Origin of the sequence: Bacillus sp. S10(2024) (assembly GCF_050473865.1) — a bacterium.
GTDB lineage: Bacteria > Bacillota > Bacilli > Bacillales > Bacillaceae_G > Bacillus_A.
This window is the reverse complement of record NZ_JBFLUR010000002.1, coordinates 1,766,132-1,789,213: the sequence shown is the minus strand read 5'-3', so window position 1 is coordinate 1,789,213 and position 23,082 is coordinate 1,766,132. Positions and strand designations below refer to the sequence as shown.

Below are 23,082 nucleotides of genomic sequence, written 5' to 3'. Positions count from 1 at the left end.
ACATGGTCTTCAACTTTCATAAGTAAACTAAACAAACGTAGGTGAGAAGAATAATGTCAGAAATGTATCGTTCTCGTGAAGAACGAAAACAGATAAAGAAAAAACAAAAAGGGAGTGGAAAGTCCTCCGAAAAAGGATCATTGTTGAAAAAAGTCTTACTTGTCTGTTTACTGATTGGCATCAGTTTAGTAGGGACAGGAGTCGTTATTTTCTATTATATGATTAAGGACGCTCCCAAAATAGAGGCCTCAAAATTGGAGGACCCGCTATCCACGAAGTTTTATGATAAAGATGGAAATTTTATCTATGAATATGGAAAGGAAAAACGAACAAAAATCACGTATGATCAAGTTCCAGAAGTGTTGGAACAAGCATTTATTGCTACTGAAGATGCTCATTTCTATGAACACCATGGTATAGATGTAAAACGAACGGGTAAAGCAATTTTCGAAAACTTGACTGGGGACTTCGGATCTCAGGGTGGAAGTACCATTACACAGCAAGTTATTAAAAACTCATTTTTGTCTCCTCAAAAAACGTTAAAACGAAAAATACAGGAATGGTACTTGGCGTATAAGTTGGAGAAAAAATATTCCAAATATGATATTTTGACAATATACTTGAACAAAATTAATTTTGGAAACCGCTCTTACGGCGTTGCTACTGCAGCCAAAAATTACTACGGTATTGAAGCGAATGATTTGAAAAAATTGACCCTTCCGCAGGCTGCTATGTTGGCAGGACTACCGCAAAGTCCAAATAACTACGATCCGTCCAAACCGGAAAACGAAGAAGCAGCGACAAAGCGCCGTAACCTGGTCTTAATTTCTATGCATAAACAAGGATATATCACGAAGCAACAAATGCAGGATGCGATGAAAGCTCCAGTAGCGAATGGGATTGTTTCAAAAATTAATCAAGAAGCTATGCCTTACGAAGCGTTTTTAGATGCTGCAACAAAAGAAGTTGAAGACAAGTTGAAAGATATCAATATCGGTACGGATGGTCTTCAAATTTATATGACACTCGATCCGAAGGCACAGCAGTATGCCGATAAAATCATGAATACGCAAGACATTGTGAGTTATCCGAATGACCGTTTCCAGGCAGCTTTCACGTTTATGGATTCGAAAACGGGTGAAGTACGTGCGATTGGAAGTGGCCGCAATGAATACAAAGCAACATTCCGAGGAAATAATTTCGCTATTGATATAAACCGTCAACCAGGTTCGACGTTTAAACCAATCTTTGATTATGGTCCGGCGATTGAAAATTTAAAATGGTCAACGTACCACCAACTTGTAGACGAACCGTATCATTACTCAAATGGAAAACCTATACGAAACGTGTATACAGATTATAAAGGTTTTATGTCTATGCGAAATGCTTTAGTAGAGTCACGTAATATTCCAGCCTTGAAAACATTACAGGAAGTTGGTTTGAATAAAGCAAGAGAGTTTGCGCAATCACTTGGGATTGCGTTTCCAGATAATCAGGTTTATGAGTCTTACGCAATTGGAAGTAATCTTGTATCTCCTCTTGAGATGGCAGGAGCATATGGTGCATTTGCAAACGATGGTGTGTATACAAAACCGCATTTTGTTACAAAAGTTGTTTTCTCAGGTGGCAAAGAAATAAGCTTTAAGTCGAAAGGTAAACGAGTTATGCATGACTATACGGCTTATATGATTACCGATATGCTTCGTGGTGTAGTGAATGCCTCTAACGGAACAGGTACAGCGGCTAATGTAGCGGGTCTTGATATTGCAGGGAAAACGGGAACAACAAACTTTGACGAAAAGACACTCAGTCAGTTCGACTATCCATCTAAAGCGACAAATGATAGTTGGTTTGCCGGTTATACATCACAATACACAATGGTTGTTTGGACTGGCTATGCGAAGAATGGCCCAGACAATTATATACTTGGAGATACAACAAAAATTTCACACCTTATTTTTAAAGCAATGATTCAAGCGTTTGGAACAGACACATCCAGATTCCAACAGCCGAGTAGCGTATATCCAATGAATAATGAGTTATACATTAAGGGGGTTAGTCCGGACACTGTTCCACCAGCAGCAGTCCTATCCACAGTTGTTTTACCGGAAACTCAAAAACCGGAACAGGATGATAGTAAAGGGAATGATAATGAAGACTCACATCATGGTGGAGATAAAGATAAAAAAGATAAAGATAAAAAAGATAAAGATAAAAAAGATAAACATAAACATAAGCATGACTAAAATGTGCACAAACAAGGTGTAACTTAGTTATAACTTGTAATAGTTTTAGTTAATTGAAGATGTAGGAAAAAGTCTTCATAAGAAAAGAGGTACCTCTCAAATGGTACCTCTTTTTCGATATGCTTTCGTTGAAATAGTTACAATTAGGGAAATGGCAATAAGGATATAGGCGATACCTCCAGTCAAACCTAAGGCACGTGGCGTAAGGTATTGGAGCGCCAATCCAGAAATAAACATAGATATTCCCAATACGGTATTTATGATTGTTGCTAATAGTCCAAACATGGTTCCTTGGTGTTGTTCAGGAATTTTCTTCATAAGAATGGTATCAAAACATGCATTACCAATCCCGGACATAAATGCGATCCCGCAAAACATAAGAAATGCAAAAACTATTAAATGTGTTTGACTTAATAACAGTTGAAATATTCCCTCAAGCAATAAACATACTAAACCTGTAACAAGGAAATTTTTTCGTAGTTGATTTGCAACAGAAAAGCTTAATATTAAGCCAATACCTAATGCGGCATAAAAAAGACCTACACCAACATCCCCAAGATGGAACTCGTTAATCGCATAGACACTAATTAAAACATTATCAATTCCATTTATTGAAGCTATTAATATTTCACAGAAAAAAAGAATTTGCACCGTAATAGAAATCAAGATTACCTTTTTAAAGGTAAAGAGTAGATTTTCGGACTTCCCTACTTTTTTTACATCTTCATTTCCTGGAAACCTAATCGTATAGTTGATAGCAGCAGCCCCTAAAAATGATCCTGCATTTAACCAATAAGTCACATTAGGTCCGAAAATAGACGAAACTATTCCGCCTGAAAGTGCTCCAATGGTTAAAACAATCCCTATCATTACTTGTTCCAAACTATTTACTTTTATAAGATGTTTTTTATTAACAAGTTGCGGTATTGTTGATTTTCTTGCAGGTCCATATATAGCTTCTCCTGCTGCCAAAATAAATGAACTAAAATAAACGATCCAAATATCTTCTTTACTTTGAACAAATAGAAAGGATAAGGCAAATGGAATTCTTATAAGGTCTGTTATAACTAATATTGTTTTTCTTGAAAATTGATCAGCTAACATTCCGCCAATTGGTCCAAAAATTAAAGAGGGTATGAGACGGATTGCTAAAGTCATTCCTACAGCGAATCCTGAACCGGTTACATGTAGTAGCATCGCTAGCACAGCTACGGAACTAAAACGATCCCCAATACCATTCACAATACCAGCTAAAAATAACTTCTGATATTGTTTTTCTTCATTTACAAAGGAAATATTCATAGCCATCCTCCTTGTTTTATAACTACCTAATTTGATAATTATCTAATTAGATAGTTAAAAAAATAAGGGCGTGAAGTAACGCCCTTTATCCCGTATTAACAGGAAGTAAGCTTCCAATGAGGTAAGTTTTGTTTTATTTTAACCACCATAACTCAACGGGGTTTAACTCATATTGATTATTTTCTCGGTACATATATTGGCACATAATGAGTTCGCGTCTTAATGTTGCGTAATCTTCATGAAATTGCTTTAAATATTCATTGATTTCCTTTTCTGGGTAAACTTTTCCGAATTCTAATCCTTTAACCATATGTGCAAGTATCACAAGTTTTTTCTTTCGCTGTGCAGGATAGGTTTTTAGTTTTCCATCTTTTGTGAAGAAATTATTGATAATAGCTGACCGCTCTTTTTCAGTAACCGACATTTCCATATTTGAATCGCCTCCTGTTCCTACAGTAAAAATAGCCTTAGCATTCATCTCCAATATTTTTGTATTAAGAGAAAAATAAATCGTATTTTTATCACGACGTTCTTTTATCAGTCCAACTTCTCGGAGTTTTGTCATATGGTGGGTAATTGTTGGGGGTTTAAGTCCTAACTTTCCGGCAATCTCTTGTCCGCTCAAATGACCTTGCTGGAGCAAGGCAATAATACGAACACGTGTAAGATCACCTAACGATTTATGAAACGCAACAATTTTGTTTAATTGCATTTAGAAATCACCTGCTTTAATTTTTATCTAATTAGATTATAATCTAATTAGATTTGTTATTCAAGTAATAAAATGATGAAAATGTGTATAGAGGTAGTCAAACTTATTTTTCTACTCTGTTTTACGTGAGGACAACTGGATAGTAAGAAGCGAAGAGGTACAAAAGGAGTGTATTATATAGATGTTTTTGCAATATATTTCGAAGTTTTTCTGAATTTATTGAATGGATTTTAAAAAACTACCCCCACAAAGTGATGAATAGATTCGAATGTTATATAAGGGGAGGAGAGAATAATTGTAATACTTGGTTTCATGTACTCATGTTGAATCTATTTCAGTTTCAATAAAAAACACATTACTTTGTATTGAAATTGAATATAAAGATGTTAAAATATAAATATGTGGTAGATTTTCTTATTAGCAAATTTATTAGTGATTTTAGAGATTTTTAGTAGTTGTCTTCTAAAAGTCTTGAGGGCTACAATCTATAAATAGCAGGATAAAATCCATTAATATTCTCTAAAGGAAGTGTAAGTAAATAATATATGAAAATGGAAAAATAATACTATTTTAAAAATATAAACAAAAACAATCAAAAAATTATATTGAAATAGTAAATTGCTATGTAATAGAAGGCGCCGTTTATTTTTGTTAAATAGGAATAAACAAAAATAAAAAGGTTATTTAAGGGTATGTATGTTAAAAAACAGGGGAATTTGTCGAAAAAACTATATGAAAAATTCTATAAAAATAGTAATATGTAAGGGTAGTAGAGAGGGACAAAAATGTTAGGGATCTTATTTATTAAAATATATATTAAAAGATTACATGAAAATAGACCTCTTCCAGCTACAAGATTATTACAATTTAAGGAGAGGGTGTCTAGAAGTGAAAAAGTTTTGGCTATCTGTATGTACCGCGGTTACGGTTTGTGGTACCCAGACAGTACTTGTTGGAAATGCAAACATTGCTTTAGCAGCTAGTACAGTTACAAATGAACAAGTGGTAAATTTTGATGGCTTGATGAAAGCTAACATGAATGGTAATGGCATATGGTCCGTACCATATGGCTTACAAGGTGGTAGTTACCTTGGAGACGTTACTAAGTATAGTGGTATGATGGTTCATGTTGTTGGTAGTGTGCAGGTTGGGGATACGCTTTGGTATCATGTACAGGTAGATGGAAAAGATGGAGGATACCTTGATAGTAAAGTCCTAAATGTTGCAACGAATGTCAATCAGAATCAGTTAATCGTCTATACAGCAGGGAATGGAGTTTGGTCTAGTCCATATGGTGTAAGTGGCGCGAGTTATGTCGGTTCCACTAATAATTATGTAGGAAAAGACATAAAGCTGCTTCAAAAATTAACGATTGGAAATGTCACATGGTATCAATTTAGCATGAATAATCAAGTCATTGGTTGGCTCGATGGTCGTGTGTTAAGTGGTTTGACAAATATACAAGCTATAAACCAGGCGGCTGTTATGGGATCGACAAATGACAATGGTATTTGGAGCATGCCATATGGCCTTCCAGGTGCAAGTTATATGGGATCGACTAATCAATATACTTTTCGAGATTTACAGTTAATCGAGAGTGCTACATACCAAGGGACACAATGGTATAAGTTTAGTCTAAATGGCCAAGTTATTGGCTGGATTAGTAGTTATGCATTAGACAATGCAGGGATAGTAAAGCCAGCAAACTTTTCGGTTGTTATCGGAAGTACGAATGGCAATGGCATATGGACAGTACCGTACGGCGTTGCTGGTGCACAATATGTACAAAGTACAAATGATTATGCTTATCAAACGCTTCAAGTTGTGAAAACTGCAACAATCGGAAACGTTAATTGGAATCAAGTAGCAAAGAACGGTAAGATAATAGGATGGTTGGATGCTGGAAAGTCGCTTACAGATTTAACTAATATTAAAGATGAAAATCGATCAGTAGTTATAAAGCCATCTACAAACGGTGATGGTATATGGACTGTACCATATGGAGAATATGGAGCGAAATACGTAGCGTCTACAAATGATTACAAATTTCAAATGGTACAAGTTGTCCAAAGTGCTACAAAAGGTTCGACCACTTGGAACAAAATTAAGCAAGGAGATCGTATTTTAGGCTGGGTTGATGCGAATATACTCTCTTCGCAAACTGCATATACTCAACTCGATCCAAACGGTGAAGTTCATTATAACTGGGGATATGGAGGGCCTGCTGGTTTTCCTTCTCAACAGTTCCAAGGTGATTTTGTTCAGAATAAGCAACTGTCTGGAGGAGATTATTTTGTTCAGTCGTTTGCAGATGATGGCGTAAAGGTTTCGTTTGATAATAATTTAGTCATTAATCGCTGGTCATTAGCTGCTGGTGAAACGAATCGTGTTTTATTACCAAATGTAGCGGCAGGTTCTCATAGTATTCATACGCAATATTATCAAGATGGTGGACAAGCAGCTGTATTTTCAGATGTAGTACCATTTGGTAGTTGGCTTGCCTATTACTATCCGAATGAATCTCTTTCTGGATATCCAGTTGCAGCGAAGACTCTTTCACAAGCAGCAAATGGTGGCTTGCAAGATGATAATGGATTTGAAGGTTCACCGGCTACAGGTGTACCAGGAGCCCATTTCTCAGCACGCTATGTTACAGCTAAGCGCTTGAAAGCTGGTGAGTACCTTCTGTATACAGGAGCGGACGATGGAATTCGTGTATATGTTGATGGGAAAAAAGTTGTAGATGCATGGGGGTATCATGGTTACAATGAAAAAGCATTAAGAATGAATATTCAAGATAACCCAAATGCGGCAAATGGATTGAGGGATGTTCACTGGATCGAAGTAGAATATATGCAAGGTGCAGAAGACAGTAAAGTAACGACAACACTGAAACCTTCTTATACATTTATTGACGTTTCACATTGGGAAGGAAATATAGATTGGAATCAAGTAAAGCAATCTGGTATTAATGCTGCTTATATGAAAGCAACTGAAGGTGTTTCATATACAGATCCAACCTATGCACAATATGTACAAAATGCATCTGCAGCAGGTCTTTTAGTTGGAGCTTATCACTTTGCTCGTCCAGAACAAAATGACCCAATTGTCGAAGCAAAACATTTTGTTGATGTATTAAATCGATATCATACGGATTTAATGCCTGTCCTTGATCTGGAATCACCATCTAGTCCGACAGGTAATATAACAGGGCCGTATGTGACAAATTGGGCACGTACTTTTATTGATTACGTAAAACAGAAAACAGGAAAACGCGTTATGATTTATACGGGACCATGGTATGTAAATGGCTTTAACATATCCGGACTTGGCGATGTACCTCTTTGGGTTTCTAGATATAACTCTACTACTCCAACTACATTAAGCGATTGGAAAAACTGGAATGCTTGGCAATATACAGAAAGCGGGAATGTAAATGGAGTAGAAGGAGCGGTTGATATTAATGTTACTACTTCCTTAGATGGACTTAGACCATAACAGATTTCAAGTTTGTGTAATCAAAGAGAAGAAAAGTTAAAACTTAATAGAAAAGCAGACCTTTTTTAGAAAAGGGTCTGTTTTTTTATTTCCTAATATTTTTTTAACAAACAATAAGAAAACTTATACACAGTGTGATGAAAATATATAAGTTAGTGTATATTTATAAACCGTTGTTTAAATACAGTTTCTTTATGTACAATGTAAGATAATTAAATTACAGTTTACAATAAACGCATAGTCAGAAGAGAGAAGTTAACATATAATAAGAAAGGAATTTAAAAAAGGTGAGGTGGAACTATTTTATGAGTAATCCGAGCATAGGAGAGTCGGATATAGAAACGACATCAGAGGCAGTCATACAACTGAATATTCGAAGCGGATTACTTTGTAAAAATAGTTACCGCTTTATTGGGATTTTGGAAAGATGACTTCCTCTATAAAATGAGGAGGTTTGTACAATGGTACAAAAAATCTGGAATCAAATTAAAGGACAAAAAAAGAGGCTACGAAAATTCAAGGTTTTGATATTGATTTAAACCATGAAAGCTTAACACGTATTGACCGACTTGTAGATCGTTACGAGTCAGAAATCCTTCATCAACTTGATAGTGCATATACACAACGAACAAAGTGGGCAGACCGACTAGCTGATAAAATTGCACAGTTTGGAGGTAGCTGGCGATTCATCGTTTGGTTTGCATGTTTTCTTGGTTTCTGGATTATGTGGAATAGTTTGTCTATTACAAAAGGAGAACACTTTGATGCTCCACCATTTATTTTATTGAACTTATGCTTATCTTTTATAGCAGCATTTCAAGCTCCTGTTATTATGATGAGTCAAAATCGTCAAGCTGCGCGTGATAAACATGAATCTGTTATTGACTTTGCGATTAATTATAAAGCAGAGCAAGAAATTGATGATATGCAAAGTCGGCTGCATCATATAGAGAGTGAACTAACGGAAATTAAAGACTTATTGAAACAATTGAAGGGAAAATAAATTGATTTTTATATAAAACTTTTAAAAAGAAGAAAAGAAGAAAACTCCTGGTCAAACAGGAGTTTTTTTCTATGTCTAGATTAATAGGGCTAATACAGTTTATGCTTAGAATATTTTTATCCTGAAAATGTAGTAAAGAGTAGATAGGCATTTAAAATAGCGATAACAATAGCGATAAACCAAGCGATTCCTTTGGTCCAAAGTGAGTTTGTAAATTCACCCATTTTCTTTTTGTCACTAGTAAACATAACAAGTGGAATAACAGCAAACGAAAGTTGAAGAGATAGGATAACTTGGCTTAATACTAAAAGATCTGTTGTTCCTTTTTCTCCATATAGTAACGTTACAATGACCGCAGGTATAATTGCGATTAAACGTGTAATTAAGCGGCGAAGCCATGGTCGTAAACGAATATTTAAAAACCCTTCCATTACAATTTGCCCCGCTAACGTTCCTGTTAGCGTAGAATTTTGTCCTGATGCTAATAAAGCAACGGCGAATAATACGCTCGCAATTCCACTTCCAAGAATCGGATTTAACAATTGATACGCTTCTTGAATTTCCGCCACTTCGGTATGCCCTGTTTTATAAAAAGCAGACGCAGCTAATATTAAAATTGATGCATTAACAAATAAAGCCAACATTAATGCGATAGTAGAGTCAATCGTTGAAAACTTAATCGCTTCTCGTTTTCCTTTAGGTGTATCTTCATAATTTCTCGTTTGCACGATAGAAGAATGTAAATATAAATTATGCGGCATAACCGTAGCTCCTAAAATTCCAAGTGCAATAAACAGCATTTGTGGGTTTTGAATAATCTCTTTACTTGGAATAAAGCCTTTTGCAATCTCACTCAGTTGTGGTTGTGACATAAAGAGTTCTACACCAAAACAAACGGAAATTGTTGCGATTAAACTAATGACAATCACTTCAATATAGCGAAATCCTTTATTTTGCAATAAAAGGATTAGTAAGATATCAAATGAAGTAATGCATACACCCCATACAAGGGGAATGTGAAATAAAAGATTTAATGCGATTGCGGCACCTATTACCTCCGCTAAATCACAAGCTGCAATAGCTAATTCACATAACACCCATAAAACAAACGATACTGGTTTACTGAAATGATCCCGACATGCTTGCGCTAAGTCTCGTCCTGTTACAATCCCTAACTTTGCTGATAGTGCCTGCAAAATAATAGCCATAAAGTTTGAAATCAAAATGACAGATAGTAACGTATAGTTATAAGCAGAACCTCCAGCCAGTGATGTAGCCCAGTTTCCAGGATCCATGTATCCTACTGCAACAAGATAACCTGGTCCCATAAATGCAAGAAGCTTTCGTAGAGAATTTCCTTTCTTCGGTATTCTCATACTTTTGTACACTTCTCGCAAACTAGGATCGCTGTTCTGTTGCCGCCAGCCATCCTGGGGTGACACAGCAACCGTATTTTGCACTTTGGCTGTTTCTAATTCATCCATAACATACCCTCTCCCGTTTAATTTGGTTTATTTAAAGTGAAAAGAAAGATAATATAATATTTTTTATTTTTAAAACCTAAAATATGGTTTGTTTTTCTTTGGACAAAAAAACGGCATTACGCTTTAAATTTTTACTTAGACCAACTTTTTTAGTTTGGTTTAAAAATATGATGTGTGATTAAATTTTATGCAAAAGAGAGAAAATAGGTGAGTATAAATATGTTTATTTCTTCCACGGAATATATGTACTTGTTAGCAGACAACATTTTCCCATAAAAGCCCGATTGGGTGGGCTTTACATCAGAAGAAGAAAAAACTGTATTGATGGTTAGTTTCACTTTATTATGAGAAGACGCATGATTCTGAATAGAATTTGAACTGGAATTATTAATATGACGGATAGACTTAAATTTGTTGATAATATTTAAATGCTCCTGTAAAATTATACTAGTTTCTACTTATGCAAACGTTTTCGTAGATTGGAGATTTTAGCTTGTAAACTACAGTTTTTCTATATTTTATGAGAGGCAGGTGTAAAAAGAATGAAGGAATTTATTTGATTGCTATAATACTTCAGTTGTATAACGGCTAATATTCGGAAAAGGGGAAGTAGGAGATTTATAAATGATTGAAGTAAAGAATGTTACGAAGAGCTATAAAATTTTAGAGCGGAAGCCAGGTTTAATGGGTGCAATAAAAGCTTTAATAAAACGTAAGCATTATGATAAACAGGCGGTAAAACCGATTTCTTTTTCTGTTGAAAAAGGGGAAATGGTTGGGTATATCGGATTCAACGGTGCTGGAAAGTCAACCACTATTAAGATGCTGTGTGGAATTTTGACTCCAGATACTGGTGAAATTAAAGTAAATGGAATTATTCCATACAAAAACAGACAGGAAAATGCCAAAAATATTGGAGCAGTTTTTGGACAACGTACACAACTTGCTTGGGATATACCGGTGAGAGAGTCTTTTGAACTATTAAAACATGTTTATGAAATACCAGAAACAAAATATCAGGAAATGTTGCATTTATTTGAAGATGTACTGGATCTTGGGGATTTAATGCTATTACCTGTTCGCCAGCTATCACTCGGACAAAAAATGCGTTGTGAGTTGGCTGCTGCTTTTCTTCATCAACCTTCTGTTGTGTTCCTAGATGAGCCTACAATTGGTCTAGATATTGATGTAAAGGCGAAAATACGTAGTTTTATTAAAGAAATGAATAAGAAATTGGATGCAACAGTTGTATTAACTACACATGATATGCAGGATATAGAAGAGCTTTGTGAGCGGATTATTATTATTGATAAAGGGACTATTATTTATGACGGCGACTTACAAGAACTTAAAGATCGTTTCTCTTATAACCGCATTCTATCTTTAGAATTAGAAGAGCACACAATGTTTGAGATTCCTGTATCATTACAAAATGACATCGTGATTCATAAGAGTGAAGCAGAAAATACATCTCATGTAGAACTAAGTTTTCATACAAAAAATGTTTCATCGGAATTTGTGCTGTCAGAACTGGCAAGGCACAACAAGATACTAGACTTAACGATTTCAAATCCGAAATTGGAGACGATTATTAAAGATCTTTATCAGCACGGAGGTGAGGAGTCCCTTGAGAAAATATTGGGAAATGCTTAAAGTGCAGATAAAGCTAGATACTTCCTATGCGGCGTGGTATTGGGCAGGTACGTTTGCAATTATCGTTAAATTATGTACGTTATATTATTTTTGGACTGCTGTTTATGAGAATAAAGAGACTGTTGGAGAACTTTCACTTATGAATATGCTAACGTATATGGTTATTGCTTTATTATTGGAACAATACGTATCTGGAGTAGGGAGCAATTTAGCGAGAATGATTAAACAAGGTGACATAGCAATGGAACTTATGAAGCCCTATCATTTGTTAGATAAACTTGTAGCGATGGATATAGGACAAAAAATTTCTAATTCTATGCGTACAACGTTTCCTATGCTGCTTTTTGCCATCTGGTTTGTAGGGATTCAACTACCACAATCAATAGAGTCTTTTCTATTATTTACGGTAAGTGTAGTTTTTGGTATTTTAATTGGAACTCAATTAGATCTTATTATTGGTATATTAGCTTTTTGGACTGTGAATATATGGGGGCTTCGACTGTTGCGAGAGTCTGTTATTCAGTTTTGTTCCGGTGCACTCGTCCCATTATCACTTTATCCACAATGGTTTCAAGAAATTAGTATGTTTTTACCTTTTCAGTCTATGGTCTATATACCTGTTTCTATTTATACAGGTTCAATATCAGGTACACAGGCCTATATGGCAATTGCGACACAATTCATCTGGTTAATTGTTATTACAGTACTCGTCAGAGTTTTATGGGCTTTAGCAATTCGAAAAATCACAATATTTGGGGGGTGAGTGTATTGTTGCATACTCTTAAACGATATTCATTCTTATACATAGTCTATTTTAAGCAACATTTAAAAGTAATGATGGAATATAAAGTAGACTTTCTAATAGGAATTTCTTCAGTCTTCATTCAACAATTTGCCGCTATCTTTTTTATAAAAGTAGTATTTGATCATATTGAAACTTTAAAAGGATGGAATTTTTATCAAATTCTCTTAATCTACGGAATTGCTTTTGCAGGAAGAGCAATCCATCACATTTTTTTTGATAATTTATGGACAATTGGATGGCAATATATTCGGACAGGAAATTTAGACCGTTTACTTATCCGTCCTATTAACCCTCTGTTCCAAATTATAGCGGAGCGTGTTCAACAAGATGGAATAGGGCAATTGATTATAGGGGGAGTTGTTCTTTATTATTCCATTAGTAATCTAGATATTGCTATTACGTTTGGAAATGTACTGATACTCATCATCATGATCATATCAAGCGGTCTTATCTTTGTTGCATTAAATTTATTTTTTATTACGTTTTCTTTTTGGATGACAGATAGCCTTCCTGTTGTATCAGCAGTATTCAATTTAAGTGATTTTTCACGGTATCCGATTACTATTTATAATAAAGTTATCGCATTTATTTTAACGTTTATTATTCCTTATAGTTTTACATCCTTTTATCCAGCAGCCTTTTTCTTCGATAAGGGATATAAGTGGGTTTCCTTATGTACACCACTCGTTGCGATAATTCTATGTTTCATTGCTTATCGTTTTTGGAAATATGGGCTAAGTGCATTTACTAGTACAGGAAGTTAATCTGGAAAAGGGTATAGTAGTACAAAAAGATACTTTGCGATATTTCATGAAATGGGGAGACCAGCTGAAAATACTTTCTTTTGATAGAATGTATTGCTGCTGATCTCTTTCTCTTTATTAATCTATTAGTTAGTCTATTTTTAATGAATTTTAGGCTCTTGTTTAACAGATTAAAAGCTATAACATAATATATGATTTGCTAATGATTCAAAGTAGGATGTTTTAATAAAATGTCGCAATATGTTTTAGTAATATATCCAATTCCCAATCTACATCTACAAATTAACTATCCGATAAAGTTGCGTTTACATCTTCACTTATAATCCGAAAATAAAGCTTGAAATCACGCGGATTTATCTATTTTCCAATTAATCATTGTTTCTGTAGTATCTATTTTTTTCATGTTTAGTTTTTCTAATACACGAATAGAACCATGATTGTCATGTAGTGTTTCAGCTATTATTCTATCAACCTTTGATGTTTCAAAAGCCCATTGAATTAAGGCTCCTACAGATTCTGTTGCATAACCATTATTCCAATAGTTTTCAAGAAAACCATATCCAACTTCTACTGCTTTATTCTTATCGGGTTTTCCCTTAAAACCTATGTCTCCGATAACAACACCGTCTGTTTTTCGAATAACAAGCCAAGTACCCCAATACAATAAAGAGGAATCTTCTTTTAATCTCTTCAAATAAGTTGAGATTTGCGGTCCGTTATCGTATTTCTGATTTATAGCAATTTCAACTGTTTCTTCCGTACACGGTATAATGGTTAGTCTTTTCGTTTCTAATTTCATGGTTATTCCTCCTTGTTATGAAACGCAATCACCTCAATGAAAATAGATGTGCAAAACATAAAATCCTCCCCTTTAACAGTTAATATTTCTAATTATATCATTTTTTTACTTTTCTAATTTGTTTGAATGTATGAATTTCAAAAAACAACCCCCGCAAAATGCTTAATTGGTCCGAATATTGTATTAGGGAAAAAAGAATCATGTTAGTGCATTATATATCGTATTCCCCCTTAGTCTAGGTAAGTAGTATTTATCGTTACTTAAGAAGAAAAAGGATATATATTTGCAAAGCCAATGAGTGATTAGTTAAGTTGGGAGTCGCCGCTTATTAAAATATTTTATGTTTGTATCAGAAGGAAATAAAAGGAGTATATCAAAAAAAATGATGGATAAAACAATGCTGCAAAAGAAAAAACAATCTAAAGTTATTTTTTACGATGCTAAAGGAAGAAGGAAAATATTTTTTAATTGGTTTCTATGTCTTACGATAATTATTATGATTATTGTTTTTTACTTTTTCTTTCGAAGTATTTTATCAGATGTGAATTTTCCGTATAAGGAGCCTTTTATAAATCAAGATAAAAAAATTGTACCTATTAATGAAAAACTTAACGATCAGCAATTACAGAAAGAATTAAAAAATGAAGAATATAAGTACTCTAATAATAAAATAGATAATAAGAATTATTCCCAAGATTCAGAGTTTAATAGTAAACAACCTAAAGAAGTATATGGTTTTTATGTAAACTGGGATGCAAATAGTACGACCTCTTTAAAGGAAAATATTCGGTCATTAACTATGTTAATACCAGAGTGGTATCACTTAAATGCAGATTTAACAATTAGTAGTGAGATTAAACCTGAGATTGTAAAGTTAGCGAAAGAAAATCATGTGAAAGTTATGCCTTTAATCAATAACTTTACTCAAAAAGGTTCTGGTTCGGATGCTGCATTAATTCATAAGTTGCTGCGTGCGCCGGCTAATGTACAGACAAAATTTATTAATGATTTAGTAAAACAAATTGAAACCAATCAATTTGCAGGTATTAATATCGACTTTGAGTCAATACCTGAAGAAGATCGAAATGGATTAACAAGATTTATGAAAGAACTTACTACTGTGTTTCATCAACATCATTTGCTTGTGACGCAAGATGTTCCGGCTGCTGATAATACTTTTGATTACGGAGCATTAGCAAAAGAAATAGATCGTATGATTGTGATGATGTATGATGAACACCATCAAACTGGGAGTTCAGGTCCAATCGCTTCAAATAAATGGTTTGAGAATACGCTTAGGCATTTAAATATTCCTGCAGAAAAACTAATAGTTGCTTTCGGGAACTATGGATACGATTGGGAAAGGGATAGTAAGAAACCTGCTAAACCTTTAACTTTTTCGGATATTATGAAGATGACACATGATTCGAATGCAAAAATTCAATGGGATAAGATAAGTGGGAATCCTTATTTTCGATATAGAGAAGGTACACAGGATCATATTGCTTGGTTTTTAGATGGTGTAACTCTTTACAATCAAATGAAAGTAGCATTGAAAAATGATGCAAAAGGATTTGCATTCTGGAGATTGGGAGCTGAGGATCCTACTGTATGGAAATCATTAAGAAATCCAATAGAAATACAAAAAGATCTGAGTCCATTACGTAAAATCGATAGTCTAAATCAAGTAAGTTATTCCGGGCAAGGTGAAATCTTAAAAGTTATGCATGAAGGCCAAACAGGACTTAGGGATTTTAAAGTCGGGAAAGATAATTATCTTACAGATGAAGTGTATCAATCACTTCCATCGTCATATCAAGTGCAACGCTATGGACAACCAAAGGGGAAACAAGTGGTACTAACATTTGATGATGGACCTGATCCTAAATATACGCCGGAAATCTTAGATATATTAAATAGATATAAAATAAAAGCTGATTTCTTTGTAGTTGGTGAAAATGCTCAATTAAATACTAGTATTCTTAAAAGAATATACGATGAAGGGCATGAAATAGGTAATCATACTTTCACACATCCTAACATAGCGGATACTTCTTCATTCCGAACAAAAGTGGAGTTAAATGCCGCTCAACGACTTATTCAAGAAACAACAGGCCACTCATCGATTTTATTTAGACCGCCATATGAAGCGGATGCTGAGCCATATTTACCAAATGAGATACTACCTATTTTGCGTGCTCAAAATATGAACTATACAATGATTGGAGAAAAGGTTGATCCTGAAGACTGGACTAAACCACCAACAAATGAACTGGTAAAACGTGTTCTTAAATCTGTTTATAGTGGTGAAGGGCATGTTATTCTCCTCCATGATGCGGGCGGAGATCGTACTCATACAGTAGAGGCGCTACCGATTATTATTGAAGACTTAAAAAAACATGGATATAACTTTGTGACAATTTCAGATTTAATGGGTAAAAAACGAGATGATGTTATGCCCTCTATTTCTGTTGAGGATAAGCCATACCTATTTTATGATCGAGTTGTTTTTTCAGGTTCAGGATATTTGAATCACATATTCACGACTATTTTTTATATTGCTATGGGATTAGGTATTTTTCGGTTCCTATTTTTAATATATTTTGCATTTAGGCAAAAAAAGAAAGCTACATCCCGATTGTCTACTAATTCTACTTATCAACCTTTTGCTAGTGTTGTGATAGCAGCATATAATGAAGAAAAAGTTATTACTAAGACGATTCGTTCTATTTTGGATAGTGATTATCCGGATTATGAAATTATTGTTGTGGATGATGGATCAAAAGATGGTACGTCAAAAGTAATTCAAGAAGCATTTCATAACCATCCTAAAGTATATTTAATCCAAAAAGAAAACGGTGGCAAAGCATCCGCAATGAATTTAGGATTCCAAAAATCGCGAGGAGAAATTGTTATTTCATTAGATGCTGATACCGTTATTGCTCAAGATGCAATTTCTTTAATGGTTAGGCATTTTGAAGATGATAATGTAGCTGCAGTTTCTGGTAACGTTAAAGTAGGAAATAGACGAAATTTGTTAACTACATGGCAACATGTTGAATACATTACAGGCTTTAATTTAGAGCGAAGGGCTTTTGATGAGTTAAATTGTATTACTGTTGTTCCAGGTGCTATCGGAGCATGGCATAAAAAACGTGTGGAAAAAGCGGGATATTTAAGTGAAGATACACTTGCGGAAGATACGGATCTTACTCTAACATTTTTACGTCAAGGATATCGAATTGTGTATGAAGAAAAAGCATATGCGTATACGGAGTCGCCTGAAGATGTAAAAAGTCTTGTTAAACAGCGATATCGTTGGTCGTATGGAACGCTTCAGTGTCTATGGAAGCATCGAAAAGCTTTATTTAATGTAAAACATAAAACATTAGGATTTATTGCACTGCCAAATATGTGGTTATTCCAATTCATTCTGCAATCGATTTCTCCATTAGCAGATGTATTAATGATTATGGGCATATTTAGTAGTCATCCTTTGAAAGTTTTAGGATTTTACCTTGCATTCTTTGTAATTGACCTTCTAGCTTCACTCTTTGCCTTTCGATTAGAAAAGGAAAATCCTAAGCCGTTAGTCTGGTTAATTTTACAACGCTTTATTTATCGTCAATTTATGACTTATGTTGTAATTAAATCTATAGTTTCTTCTATTCGAGGAGTAGCGGTGGGCTGGAATAAACTGAAGCGCATGGGAAGTGTCGAGGAATCCTCTTGTCATAATAAAGCATCGTAAGAGAGCAGAAAGTCTGCTCTCTTTTTGTTGTTAGTTGAACCGTAACTGTAGCCTAATAGTCATTATTAGTCCTTTTGGCTTGCACTAGGTAATATTAAATGAATTTCATTGAATACAGTTGCGGTATGGGATGGACTTAATCATTAATTAGTAGAAGTTGCAGTATTAAAGCAAAATTTGCGGTTAAATTGATAAATTGTAGATCTGATTTTTCTAACACTAAGTGAAATAATTGCAAGATATAAATTGTTAAAAAAATACATTTAATATAATATTATTAATATAATCCGATGTGCTATGTGTTCATAAGGGGGAGGGGAAAAGTAGTTGGAACTAGACGATATGAACATTACGGCATTAAGAAAATATGCTGGTGAATTTTCTGAGGATAAGAATAGAGAATATATCTTAACAGTAGTTATACAGTTATATGCGACAGGGGTTAGCTCTAAACAAACATATTTTTCTATATTCTTAGTAGGAGAAATTTCACCATATAACATGGAAGCTCTCGACTTTTTAAGATATAAAGTTAGTCAAAATCATGATTGGCGGGCTCAAGAGGTATTAGCCAAAGCATTTGATACGTTTTGTTCTAAAACAGGATATGAAAATGCTCTTCCAATTATAAATGAATGGCTGTCGGATAAGAATGCAAATGTAAGAAGAGCTGTTACAGAAGGATTGCGCGTATGGACAGCAAAACCATTTTTCAAGGAAAATCCTGAAGTTGCAATACAATTACTTTCAAATTTAAAGAATGATCCTAGCGAATATGTAAGGAAGTCGGTTGGAAATGCAATTAGAGATATCTCTAAAAAACACCGAGAGTTAGTACAGAAGGCGTTAATTAATTGGAACTGTAACGAAGCATTTGTATTATTTACTTATCAGATTGCAAGTCGTCATATGATTTGAGATAAATGCTGTTTGGGTTAGTAGTGATAATTTTTTATATAAGGAGTCTAGTTATGGAGAAGCATATATTAGAAGATTATTGTCGAAATCAGCCTGCTGCAACTCATGATTACAAAATAGAATGGCAAGCAGATCGTTATCAAGTGGGAGGTAAAATGTTTGCTATGTTTGGCGGGGATTCAGTAGGAAAGCCTATACTATCATTGAAATGTGATCCTGAGCGTGCTGAATATTTAAGGGAAACATACGAAGGTATTATTCCTGGATATTACTTGAATAAAGTACACTGGAATTCCATTTATTTAGATGCTGATATCCCTAAAGAGTTATGGGAGAAGTTAGTTATTCATTCCTATGAGCTAGTCCTTCAAAAGTTACCTAAAAAGATTCAAAAAGAAATTGGTAGTAGGGAATAGAGCTTGAAACAATGAATGAATGGGATTAAAGGACTAGGAATTAATGATGAGGTAAAGTCATTCTAAGGGGAGGGGAAATACATGCTACATAGATTTGAAAATGCAGCATTAGTAATTATAGATGTTCAGAAAGCATTTAATCATGAAAAATGGGGTAAACGAAATAATTTAGAAGCAGAAAAAAATATTGAAAGTTTACTAAAATTGTGGAGAAAAAAGAAATATCCAGTTATTCATATTCAACATCTATCAGATAATATTCATTCTATTATGCACCCTAGTCATGAGGGTTCTAAATTTAAAGATATGGTAAAACCAATTGAGGGTGAAGTCATTATTCAAAAGAAGGTAAATAGTGCATTTATAGGGACAAACTTGGAAGAATATTTACGTACGAATGGTATTGAAAAGGCTGTGATAGTTGGATTAACTACGCCTCATTGCGTTTCAACTACTACTAGAATGAGTGGTAATTTAGGATTTGATACATATCTTATTTCAGATGCTACCGCTGCATTTGGAATGAAAGGACCAAATGATATTTACTATAGTGCAGAAGAAATTCATGCTATTTCATTGGCTACCTTGCATGAGGAATTTGCTACGATTCTTACAACTAAAGAGATGATGGAAACTATGGAAATAGGGATCTTAAAATAATTTTTTATAAGGATAGCATCACGTTGTTAGCGAATGATATGTAGTATTTGCAAAGAATTTATATGCTATAAAACAAAAGAGATTAGACCTAGAACACATATTAAATATGTATAATATGTGTTCTTTTTCGTTTTCTATAATATTTTTGTAAGCGTCAAATATCCTCTGTCCATTATTTGTAAAAAAACCATCAAATAATCTCCTTATATACTACACGTGAACGATATTCTATGTGCAAGGTATTATACTATTACTTGTACTGAGGCTCTTCTTGTTCAATTTGCTGAAGACGAGGGTTTAAAGATTCAATAATTTCTTGAGTTTGTTGTGCTGCACCTTTATATAATTGTTTTGCTTGCTGGTTATCAGTATCAAGAACAAATCCTTCTAGGCATGCTTGAGCACTTTTTAATCCAGCGATAGTTTGTTTAAGTTTAGTGCTTACTGTCATGTAGTATTTCCTCCTTGTAAATGTACTTCAAAATATAGAATACCTATTTTGTTATCATAGTACGATTTCCAATTTTAGGGTTATGTGAATGAGAAATTTTACAGTTAATTATTCGAAGGAGGCTTTTTTTAGCTACTAGCTACATGGAATACCGTTAAGTGGTGTGATGTTAACTTAACGTGAATAGAATATACATAAGAAGAATCTACCATGTAAGAACATAATTTATTTATATATTATAAAGATTAATTTCACGGATGGATATGGAATAGTTTTGTCCCAATAACAAAAACTAACAGAAAGAAAACGATAATATATAAATAAAGGAGATTAGATATGTTGAAAAAAATAGGAAAAACTTTCCTGGTACTCCTCTTTGTATTTATCGGCGTATGTTTTGTTTTGTTTGTTTGGGATGAATTTGACAGAACAGCAGCTGAACAAAGTGGGAGATTTGTTCAGCAACCTAGCCAATACCCTATTCGTCAAAGTGATATTACTATGTATACAGACGGGAAACAATTAAACAATCAATTATTCTCAGATATAAAGAAAGCAAAATATTACGTGCATATTAACTTTTTCTCTATTGCTGATGATAAAGTAAGTCATCAGTTTTTAGAGTTATTGAAGCAAAAAAGTCAGGAAGGCGTAGAAGTATACTATGCAGTGGACAGGCTAGGTGGAATTTTACTAAAGAAAAAGGAAAGAGAATTATTAGTTAAAAAAGGAGTGCATTTTACGTATTACAATAAGCCTACTTTCCCTTATCTTTCTTCTTCTTTGGATCATCGGAATCACCGTCGTATTTCAGTTATTGATGGAAAGATTGGGTATATTGGCGGATTTAACATCGGCAAGAAGTATTTGGGGGAAAAAGAAAAACTTGGTTACTGGAGAGATTATCACCTTCAAATACGAGGAGAAGGAGTTGAAGATCTAGAACACCAATTTGTGTTAGACTGGAAGAAAAACTCAGAGAAACCGATTCCGATACACAGTGCGATAAAGGAAAAGGGAGCAACCTCGCATCGATTTACTGCATATTATAGCGGAGAAAAACTTGGACAAGATTATGCAATGCTGTTTCAACAAGCAAAAGATTCCATCATTATATTAACACCTTATTTTATACCAAAAGACAGAACTATTTGGAACGCATTAGTAGATGCAAGAAAGAGGGGAGTCCGTGTCAAAATTCTGTTCTCACCTCATTCGGATGCACTGTTAGTTAAAGAAGCAGCGTATCCATACATCCGAAAAGCATTAAAACAGGGAATAGAAGTATATGGTTATAAAAAGGGAGTGTTACACGGTAAAGTATTTTTGATTGATGAAAAAGTATTGATGGTTGGGACCGTGAATTTTGATTCGCGCTCGTTTCATTTAAATGAAGAAATGAACTGTTATATTCATGACCCTGTCTATATTTCGAAAATAAAGCCAGTCATTAATGAAGACTTACAAAATTCAAAGCGAGTAACATCCTCTGACGTCAATCAATTATCTATAAAAGAAAAAATGAAAGAAAAGGTTGCAAAAATGTTTGAGTATTATTTGTAAAAACAAAGTATTTTTATATTAAGGAGTAGTAAACTACATTTTACTAGAATAAATTAAATTACTGACACATTGGTGAAGCTTAGTAATGCAATTAATCAAAATCAAAAAATTGTTAACCAATGTGAGCAGAATAGATGGATACACCGAGAAAACTTTATTTTAAAGGAACTGAAAAAATTTTATGAATGAGTATGGATATGATTTGTCTTCTGCAATCAGTAGCTTTAATGAAATAACATGGGGTTCGCCAAATATTTAGCAACAAAATTTTAAAATGTTAAAAGAAATATTGAATTGTTGAATCAAAAAGAGGTTTTCCGAATAATTTCGCGTGGAAAACCCCTTTTAAGCATTTAAATATCTAATTCAAGCTACACTCTAGTTTTTTTTCGGATACCCTTATTTTAAATAGTGTCTTTTTGTTTCTTGCTAAATAAGAATTCTCAAAATATTTTTGATTAAACTTTATTAAGGTGGTTTTAACATTTCGTATCTTCTTTTATCATGTCTCTGTATAACAATTATAAGAATAATCTGATATTAGTTAACTGTGTATTCGAACAGTGAAATTAAGTGAATCATGAAATGTTTTTGAGGAGGGATATTGATGGGTTTACAAGTAGGCGAAAAAATCACCTTTGAGCGAACATTTACAAAAGAAGATGTTGTATTATTTACGAAGGTATCAAAGGATGAAGGTGTTCATCATGTGACACCAGATGAACAAGGACGATTTGTTGTACAAGGACTTTTAACATCAACACTCCCTACGAAAGTTGGCGGTGATTATAATGTATTGGCTCATAAGATGAATTTTGAATTCTTTCGCCCGGTTTTTAGTGGTGATACGATCTGTTGTGATGTAATTATTGAACAATTTGAACTGGATGAAAAAAATCGTACAAAAATTACTGCGGCGTTTACATGTATGAATCAACTTGAAAAAGAAGTATTAAAAGGAAGTTTCTCAGGCATAATTCTTTAATCATTTATAAAAATATGTAGTCAGAGCAATCTTTGGGTTAATTGGTGTAATTGATAAACTAGGTTCTGGAAT

General features: G+C 33.9%; 17 protein-coding genes and 2 pseudogenes. 14 read left to right on the top strand and 5 right to left on the bottom strand.

The annotated features are described in order from the left end of the window. The first annotated feature begins 53 nt into the window (after positions 1-53). On the top strand, positions 54-2,246 hold the full coding sequence (locus AB1280_RS09160; protein WP_429755637.1) for a transglycosylase domain-containing protein: 2,193 nt from the start codon (positions 54-56) through the stop codon (positions 2,244-2,246). Between the two features lie 96 nt (positions 2,247-2,342). Here AB1280_RS09160 and AB1280_RS09155 read toward each other — a convergent pair whose 3' ends face one another. Both AB1280_RS09155 and AB1280_RS09150 read right to left on the bottom strand, forming a co-directional pair. Further along, a complete protein-coding gene (locus AB1280_RS09155; RefSeq protein WP_429755636.1) occupies positions 2,343-3,548 on the bottom strand; it encodes an MFS transporter in 1,206 nt (401 codons plus the stop codon). 133 nt (positions 3,549-3,681) lie between these two features. After that, positions 3,682-4,260, bottom strand: coding sequence for a metalloregulator ArsR/SmtB family transcription factor (locus AB1280_RS09150; RefSeq protein WP_429755635.1), 579 nt, complete (start codon positions 4,258-4,260; stop codon positions 3,682-3,684). A gap of 828 nt (positions 4,261-5,088) precedes the next feature. On the opposite strand from AB1280_RS09150, the pseudogene AB1280_RS09145 reads away from it, so the two are divergent. From AB1280_RS09145 to AB1280_RS09130, 4 genes and pseudogenes are all read left to right on the top strand, one after another. Beyond that, positions 5,089-6,393: pseudogene (locus tag AB1280_RS09145) on the top strand (GW domain-containing glycosaminoglycan-binding protein); the annotation flags it as partial. After that, a pseudogene (locus AB1280_RS09140) lies at positions 6,382-7,752 on the top strand (GH25 family lysozyme); the annotation flags it as partial. The pseudogenes AB1280_RS09145 and AB1280_RS09140, both read left to right, overlap by 12 nt. Before the next feature lie 311 nt (positions 7,753-8,063). Then, positions 8,064-8,189: a hypothetical protein gene (locus AB1280_RS09135; protein ID WP_429755634.1), complete on the top strand. Its 126-nt coding sequence runs from the start codon at positions 8,064-8,066 to the stop codon at positions 8,187-8,189. A gap of 293 nt (positions 8,190-8,482) precedes the next feature. Then, a complete protein-coding gene (locus AB1280_RS09130) occupies positions 8,483-8,761 on the top strand; it encodes a DUF1003 domain-containing protein (protein ID WP_429755633.1) in 279 nt (92 codons plus the stop codon). 116 nt (positions 8,762-8,877) lie between these two features. Here AB1280_RS09130 and AB1280_RS09125 read toward each other — a convergent pair whose 3' ends face one another. Further along, complete coding sequence (locus AB1280_RS09125) at positions 8,878-10,245, bottom strand: Nramp family divalent metal transporter (protein WP_272189439.1); 1,368 nt, start codon at positions 10,243-10,245, stop codon at positions 8,878-8,880. A gap of 624 nt (positions 10,246-10,869) precedes the next feature. On the opposite strand from AB1280_RS09125, the gene AB1280_RS09120 reads away from it, so the two are divergent. Genes AB1280_RS09120 through AB1280_RS09110 form a run of 3 tightly spaced genes read left to right on the top strand, consistent with a single transcriptional unit; the run spans position 10,870 to position 13,467 of the window. Continuing rightward, positions 10,870-11,898, top strand: coding sequence for an ABC transporter ATP-binding protein (locus AB1280_RS09120; protein ID WP_429755632.1), 1,029 nt, complete (start codon positions 10,870-10,872; stop codon positions 11,896-11,898). Continuing rightward, a complete protein-coding gene (locus AB1280_RS09115) occupies positions 11,873-12,661 on the top strand; it encodes an ABC transporter permease (protein WP_429755631.1) in 789 nt (262 codons plus the stop codon). The genes AB1280_RS09120 and AB1280_RS09115 overlap by 26 nt, the downstream gene beginning before the upstream one ends. Before the next feature lie 5 nt (positions 12,662-12,666). Continuing rightward, positions 12,667-13,467, top strand: a complete 801-nt coding sequence (locus AB1280_RS09110) for an ABC transporter permease (RefSeq protein ID WP_334313767.1) — start codon at positions 12,667-12,669, stop codon at positions 13,465-13,467. Positions 13,468-13,810: 343 nt separating this feature from the next. Here AB1280_RS09110 and AB1280_RS09105 read toward each other — a convergent pair whose 3' ends face one another. Further along, positions 13,811-14,266, bottom strand: coding sequence for a GNAT family N-acetyltransferase (locus tag AB1280_RS09105; RefSeq protein ID WP_429755630.1), 456 nt, complete (start codon positions 14,264-14,266; stop codon positions 13,811-13,813). 385 nt (positions 14,267-14,651) lie between these two features. Between AB1280_RS09105 and AB1280_RS09100 the strand changes: the two genes are divergently transcribed. The 4 genes from AB1280_RS09100 (at position 14,652) to AB1280_RS09085 (ending at position 20,011) form a co-directional block, all read left to right on the top strand. Continuing rightward, on the top strand, positions 14,652-18,017 hold the full coding sequence (locus AB1280_RS09100; RefSeq protein WP_429757317.1) for a glycosyltransferase: 3,366 nt from the start codon (positions 14,652-14,654) through the stop codon (positions 18,015-18,017). Between the two features lie 327 nt (positions 18,018-18,344). Continuing rightward, positions 18,345-18,935 carry a DNA alkylation repair protein gene (locus AB1280_RS09095; protein WP_429755629.1) on the top strand — a complete coding sequence of 197 codons (591 nt, stop codon included), beginning with the start codon at positions 18,345-18,347 and terminating at the stop codon, positions 18,933-18,935. 53 nt (positions 18,936-18,988) lie between these two features. Next, positions 18,989-19,351: an MmcQ/YjbR family DNA-binding protein gene (locus AB1280_RS09090; RefSeq protein ID WP_272189447.1), complete on the top strand. Its 363-nt coding sequence runs from the start codon at positions 18,989-18,991 to the stop codon at positions 19,349-19,351. Positions 19,352-19,432: 81 nt separating this feature from the next. Beyond that, a complete protein-coding gene (locus tag AB1280_RS09085; protein ID WP_272189448.1) occupies positions 19,433-20,011 on the top strand; it encodes a cysteine hydrolase family protein in 579 nt (192 codons plus the stop codon). Between the two features lie 250 nt (positions 20,012-20,261). Here AB1280_RS09085 and AB1280_RS09080 read toward each other — a convergent pair whose 3' ends face one another. Next, positions 20,262-20,462 (bottom strand): DUF1657 domain-containing protein, encoded by a 201-nt coding sequence (locus AB1280_RS09080; RefSeq protein ID WP_003198197.1) that lies wholly within the window; start codon positions 20,460-20,462, stop codon positions 20,262-20,264. 336 nt (positions 20,463-20,798) lie between these two features. Here AB1280_RS09080 and AB1280_RS09075 point away from each other — a divergent pair, with 336 nt between their 5' ends. Together AB1280_RS09075 and AB1280_RS09070 are read left to right on the top strand one after the other, a co-directional pair. Beyond that, complete coding sequence (locus tag AB1280_RS09075) at positions 20,799-22,025, top strand: phospholipase D-like domain-containing protein (RefSeq protein WP_429755628.1); 1,227 nt, start codon at positions 20,799-20,801, stop codon at positions 22,023-22,025. A 607-nt stretch (positions 22,026-22,632) separates the two neighbouring features. Then, positions 22,633-23,010, top strand: a complete 378-nt coding sequence (locus AB1280_RS09070) for an enoyl-CoA hydratase (RefSeq protein ID WP_429755627.1) — start codon at positions 22,633-22,635, stop codon at positions 23,008-23,010. The last annotated feature ends 72 nt before the right edge of the window (positions 23,011-23,082 follow it).